The following is a 5,351-nucleotide window of genomic DNA, read 5'->3' as shown; positions in this document are numbered from 1 at the left end:
GCATTGCGTATCGATAACGACATAACGGAGAAAGCGGTCGAGAACAGTGTCGGTCATAGCATCCATTCCAGCAGCAAGATCACGCAGAGGATATAGCCCTCATGGGCGATGCGACAAAAGATTTTTCCGCTCGCAGTTCGGGAGGGTTTCCCATTCAATCCATTTTATGCGCCGCCATCGGATGCCGGAATCGATACCACATGGGAAACCAGGCCGCCGTCGCTAACTTGGTGCACGAGGAAGGACGGAGCGTCGATCACCGGAAGATCGGCCCGTCCTTCCAAAAGAAGCGGATTGGGTGGGCAGAGGGAGCCGCAGGTCTGGACAGGGATCATTCCCAGCCGACCAAATGCAGGTCGGTGGACATGGCCGCAGAGAATCGCCAACGGCAGCCTATGCATTGTCTCCAGGGTACTGAGAAGCGCACTGTCGTTCCGGCATCCGACCTGGTCCAGCGCCTCGATGCCGATCCTGAATGGCGGCTGATGCATGAACAGAAGGGCGGGCGTCGTCAGGTCGGCAAGCGCGCTCATCAGCCACGGCAGATGCGGCAGGACGTCACCGTAGCTCTGACCGGCGACGGTCACATCGACACCGAGGAGGGTCAGCCCATCGACGGCTGTCCGGAAATGCATCGGTCCCGTCGCATTGATCCATGTGCCGACGGCGGCAAGTTCGGAGCGCATCAATTGCACATCGTCACCGTTGCCCGGCAACAGGTGGACAGGGCAGTCCAGCGACCGCAGGCTTTCGGCGACCAGGCGATAGCCTTGCCGCCATCCGTCGTCCACCAGATCTCCGGTGAGAACAAGCGCATCCGGGCGGAACGTCTTCAGCCAGCCTATCGCCAGCTCCAGCGTCTGGAGCGACGAAAGGTCCGGCCCGGCATGGATATCGGATATCTGCGCAACGAGCATGTTATGCCTCCCCGCCCCCGCCGAAGAGAGTMTGCCAAAACCGACAGCAACGGGCCACCGGCTCTGCTGTTCAATCGACGCGTTTTCCCTCGCCGTCGAACACATGCAGATATTGGGCCGGGAAGGCGACATTGACCTTCGGACCTGCCTTCAGTGCGTCGCGGGTCAGCGTGAAGATCTTGAACGGCAGACCATGCAGGGCAAGGTGCAGGATGATGCCGAAGCCTGTTGGTTCGACGAGTTCCACGTCCGCGGCAAGCCCGGCCCCGCCGTCGCTCATCAACACATGCTCCGGCCGGATGCCGAGCGTCACCTTTGCGCCGTCGACAAGCGGCAGAGGCTTTGCAAGCGGCACGATCGTGCCGTCCTTCAGCCTCACGCCGCCGGCATCATAGCTGGCCTCGAGGAAATTCATCCCCGGCGAGCCGATGAAGCCGGCAACGAAGAGATTGGCGGGGCGGTCGTAGAGTTCCAGGGGACTGCCGACCTGCTGGACCACGCCGCCATGCATGGCAACGATCCGGTCCGCCAGCGTCATTGCCTCGATCTGGTCGTGGGTCACGTAGATCGAGGTCGCCTTCAGGTCGCCATGCAGTTTCTTGATTTCGGCGCGCATCTGTTCGCGCAGGCGCGCATCGAGGTTCGACAGCGGTTCGTCGAACAGGAAGGCCTTCGGCTGGCGGACGATGGCGCGGCCCATGGCGACGCGCTGGCGCTGGCCGCCGGAAAGCGCCTTCGGCCTTCGTTCGAGCAGTGGATCGAGGCCGAGCTTGGCGGCGGCCGCGGCGACCGCGCTTGCAATCTTCTCCTTTGCCACCTTCCGGAGCCTGAGGCTGTAGCTCATATTGCCGGCGACGTTCATATGCGGGTAAAGCGCGTAGGACTGGAACACCATGGCGATGTCGCGGTCCTTGGGATGCAGCTCATTGACCCTGACCCCGGCGATGCGGATCTCACCTGATGTGACCTCCTCCAGCCCGGCGATCATGCGCAGCAGTGTGGACTTGCCGCAGCCGGACGGGCCAACGAGCACAACGAATTCGCCATCATGGATTTCGAGGTCGACGCCGTGCAGCACCTGCACATGACCATAGGCTTTGCGGATATTCTGGATATCGATCGATGCCATTTGTTTAACCCTTGACCGCGCCGGCCGTCAGGCCCTGGACGAGGTAGCGCTGGATGAGGAGGAAGAAGAGGCCGGCCGGAATGAGCGCCATGACGCCCGCCGCCATCATCTGTCCGAAATCCACCGAGAATTTCGAAACGAAGGTGAGAAGGCCGACGGGGAAGGTCGCCGCGTCATTGCCGTTGATCAGCATCAGCGCGAAGAGCAGCTCGCTCCAGGCGGCGGTGAAGACGAAGCCGAGGGTGGCGGCGATCCCCGGCAGCGTCAGCGGCAGGATGATCTGGCGAAACGCCGTGAACTGCGTCGCCCCGTCGATCTTCGCCGCCTCTTCGAGATCCCTCGGGATGCCGTCGAAGAAGGACTGCATCAGGAATGTGGCGAAAGGCACATTGAAGGCGGTGTAGACGATGACGAGCCCGGTCAGGCTGTTGGTCAGATGCAAAGGCGACAGGATCTTGAAGATCGGCGCGACCAGCATGACCAGCGGAAACATCTGGGTCAGCAGCATCAGAGCGACGATCCAGTATTTTGCCCGGAAATTGAACCGCGACAGCGCGTAGCCGGACAGCGAGGCGCAGATCGTCACAGTGACGGCCGTCGACGCCGAGACGATCAGGCTGTTCTTGAAGAAGGTCGGAAAGGCGCTGTGGCGCAGCACGAAGGCATAGTGATCCCATGTCGTGCGCGACGGCCACATCCGCACGCCTTCGCTATAGAGCAGGTCGTTCGGCGTCACCGAGACCTTGAGCAGCCAGAACAGCGGAAACAGTGCGAAGGCGATGTAGCAGAGGATCGCCACACGGTGTGCGATGGTAGGAATGACGGATCGTCTCATGGCCTCAATCCTTGTTCAGCAGCGTCTGCCGGAGCAGGATGATCAGCATCGAATAGGCAAGCAGCAGCACGAGCAGCACCAGCGCGATCGCCGAAGCATAGCCGAAGTCGAGCCGCCTGAAGGCTGTCGTGAAGATATAGCTGGCGACGATCTGCGTCCGGTCCGCCGGCCCGCCATTGGTCATGACGACGATGAGATCGGCGAAATTGGAAATCCACACGGTGCGCAGCAGCACGGTGATGGCAATCGTTGGCGCCAGAAACGGCAGGGTGATCGAGCGGAAGCGCTGGAACCAGCCGGCGCCGTCTATCGATGCCGCCTCATAAAGATCGCGCGGGATCGCCTGCAAGGCGGCAAGCAGCGTAATGGCGAAGAACGGAATGCCCCACCAGACATTGGCGACAATCGGTCCCCACATCGCATAGTTGGGATCAGAAAGGATATTGCCCGGCTCATGCATCAGCCCGAGGGCGAAGAGCCAGTGCGGGATCGGCCCGATGACCGGGTTGAACAGCCAGGCCCAGTTGAGTCCGGCGAGAAAGGACGGCACGGCCCAGGGCAGGAAGACCAGCGCCTGCGCGATTGCCCGGCCCTTAAAGGGTTTGTCGAGCAGCAGCGCCAGGATCAGCCCGAAGACGAATTGCAGGACGACGGAGGCGCCGGTCCACCAGAGCGTGTTCCGCAGCGCGCCGTAGAAGGCGGCATCGCCGGCAAGCTCGCGGAAATGATCGAGCCCGATGAAGCCGCCGGAAAACGGATTGAGCAGCTGGATATCGCGGAAGGCGTAGGAAATGCCGACCGTCAGCGGCACCAGCATCACCGCGATGATCAGGATCAGCGACGGCGCGCTGTAGAGATAGGGCTCCGAAGCATCGGCAACGCGACGCAGCCATGGCCTGCGGTCGCGGCGCATGTCGAGCGTATCGGCGGAAATGGTCATCAGCCAGCAGTTCCCATTGGCGGCGTTCATGCGCCGTCTGTGTCATCAAAGAAGCGACGGCGGCCCCGTCTCGAAAGGCCGCCGCCGTCAGTCCGTTGCTTATTTCTTGGCGAGGAACTTTTGCTGCGCCTTGGTGAGATATTCCGCCCACTGGTCGGCCAGATCCTTTGCCGAGATATCGCCGAGCAATGCCTGCTGCGAGGTCTTGATCGCCAGCGAATCCTTGAAGAAGGCGAATTCCTCGAGATAGGTCGGCATGACTGTTGGTACCGTGTTCGGGTCCGCCAGTTCCTCGAACCAGCCCTTGAACTGGTCACCGGCATAGAAGGGATCCTTCTCGGCCGCCGTATAGGCCGGCAGAGCGCCGATGCGCTTGTTCCACTCGATATTGCCTTCCGGCCCTTCGAGGGTGGCGATCAGCTTCCAGGAGAGATCCTTGTTGCCGCTGGTCGTGAACATCGACCAGCCACCATAGCCGATCGTCGGGAAGGACTTGCCGTCGGGACCCTTCGGCAGCGGCATGACGCCGAAATCGTCCTTGTTCATGCGTTCGGCGATGGCGATCAGCGCATCCGGATCCTGGTCGAGGAAAGCGCAGGTGCCGGAATAGAAGCCGGCGACGACTTCGTTGAAGCCCCAGTTGACGCTGTCCTTCGGCGCATAGCCCTTCTTGTAGAGATCGACCATCCATTCGATGCCCTTGGCCCAGCCGGGGCTGTTCATCGTCGAGGTGCCGTCGTCGCTGAAGTACTTGTTCGAGCCGGCCATCGAGGCGGCAAAGATCATCCAGCCGTTGAGGCCGCCCGGTCCGCCGCGCATGCAGTAGCCGTATTTGCCGGGCAGTTTGGAAACCTTTTCCGAAGCGGCGGTGAATTCTTCCATCGTCTTCGGCGGTGCGGCGACGCCGGCTTCCGAAAGCAGCTTCTTGTTGTAGAACATCGCCCTGAGATAGAAGCCGTAGGGCAGCATATAGGCGGTATTCTTGACGTCGCGGCCGAGTTCGAGCGCGCGCGGCGTCAGCTCCTTGGTGTGTTCCCACTTTTCAAGATAGGGCTCTAAGCTCTCGAGCATGCCGTTATTGGCATAGAGAGACAGCCAGGTATCGGGCATTTCCATCACATCGGGCACGTCGCCGGCGGACACCATGGTCGCGAATTTCTGGAAAGCTTCGTTCCAGGGCAGCGAGATGATGTCGACCTTGGTGCCGGGATTGGCGGCTTCGAACTTGCCGACGATCGATTTCAGCGTTTCGGTGCGCTCCGGGCTGGTGATGACTTCGACAAGCTTGAGCGTGGTATCGGCAAAGGCCGTGCCCGCCATCATCGAAGCAAAGAGCGTCGAGATTATTAGTTTTTTCATGGCTCAGTTCCCCCTTATTAGGTTTCTCTCGGGTTTCAGGATTGTGAGGCGGCGGCGAGCGCCTCCTCGATGTCTCTCCACAGAGCCTCGGTTCCTTCGAGGCCGACATGGAGACGTACGGATCGCGCATGGATGCCGAAGGCATGTGCGGAATTTGGCTGTGCCTTCTGC

Annotated in this window: 5 protein-coding genes; all 5 read right to left on the bottom strand. The window is 61.1% G+C overall.

Translation table 11 applies throughout. The features are described from left to right. Positions 1-164 precede the first annotated feature (164 nt). The 5 genes from AC1D1Z_RS33605 to AC1D1Z_RS33585 all read right to left on the bottom strand — a co-directional run bounded on the left by AC1D1Z_RS33605 (position 165) and on the right by AC1D1Z_RS33585 (position 5,180). The gene (locus AC1D1Z_RS33605) at positions 165-917 is read right to left on the bottom strand and encodes a metallophosphoesterase (RefSeq protein WP_018246495.1); all 753 of its coding nucleotides are present in this window, start codon (positions 915-917) and stop codon (positions 165-167) included. Positions 918-987: 70 nt separating this feature from the next. Beyond that, the gene (locus AC1D1Z_RS33600; protein WP_168279229.1) at positions 988-2,046 is read right to left on the bottom strand and encodes an ABC transporter ATP-binding protein; all 1,059 of its coding nucleotides are present in this window, start codon (positions 2,044-2,046) and stop codon (positions 988-990) included. A 4-nt stretch (positions 2,047-2,050) separates the two neighbouring features. Beyond that, the gene (locus AC1D1Z_RS33595) at positions 2,051-2,881 is read right to left on the bottom strand and encodes a carbohydrate ABC transporter permease (protein WP_047617846.1); all 831 of its coding nucleotides are present in this window, start codon (positions 2,879-2,881) and stop codon (positions 2,051-2,053) included. Between the two features lie 4 nt (positions 2,882-2,885). Beyond that, complete coding sequence (locus AC1D1Z_RS33590; protein ID WP_011655107.1) at positions 2,886-3,821, bottom strand: carbohydrate ABC transporter permease; 936 nt, start codon at positions 3,819-3,821, stop codon at positions 2,886-2,888. A 99-nt stretch (positions 3,822-3,920) separates the two neighbouring features. Then, on the bottom strand, positions 3,921-5,180 hold the full coding sequence (locus AC1D1Z_RS33585) for an ABC transporter substrate-binding protein (RefSeq protein WP_047617844.1): 1,260 nt from the start codon (positions 5,178-5,180) through the stop codon (positions 3,921-3,923). Between the last annotated feature and the right edge of the window lie 171 nt (positions 5,181-5,351).

The organism is Rhizobium sp. P1_E1 (assembly GCF_056406015.1).
Note: the sequence above shows the minus strand (reverse complement) of the source record. Positions and strands in the feature narration are given on the sequence as shown.

Excerpts from the sequence above, each read along its gene's own strand:
- AC1D1Z_RS33585 (WP_047617844.1), bottom strand. The coding sequence starts at position 5,180 with ATGAAAAAACTAATAATCTCGACGCTCTTTGCTTCGATGATGGCGGGC.
- AC1D1Z_RS33605 (WP_018246495.1), bottom strand. The coding sequence starts at position 917 with ATGCTCGTTGCGCAGATATCCGATATCCATGCCGGGCCGGACCTTTCG.
- AC1D1Z_RS33600 (WP_168279229.1), bottom strand. The coding sequence starts at position 2,046 with ATGGCATCGATCGATATCCAGAATATCCGCAAAGCCTATGGTCATGTG.
- AC1D1Z_RS33590 (WP_011655107.1), bottom strand. The coding sequence starts at position 3,821 with ATGACCATTTCCGCCGATACGCTCGACATGCGCCGCGACCGCAGGCCA.
- AC1D1Z_RS33595 (WP_047617846.1), bottom strand. The coding sequence starts at position 2,881 with ATGAGACGATCCGTCATTCCTACCATCGCACACCGTGTGGCGATCCTC.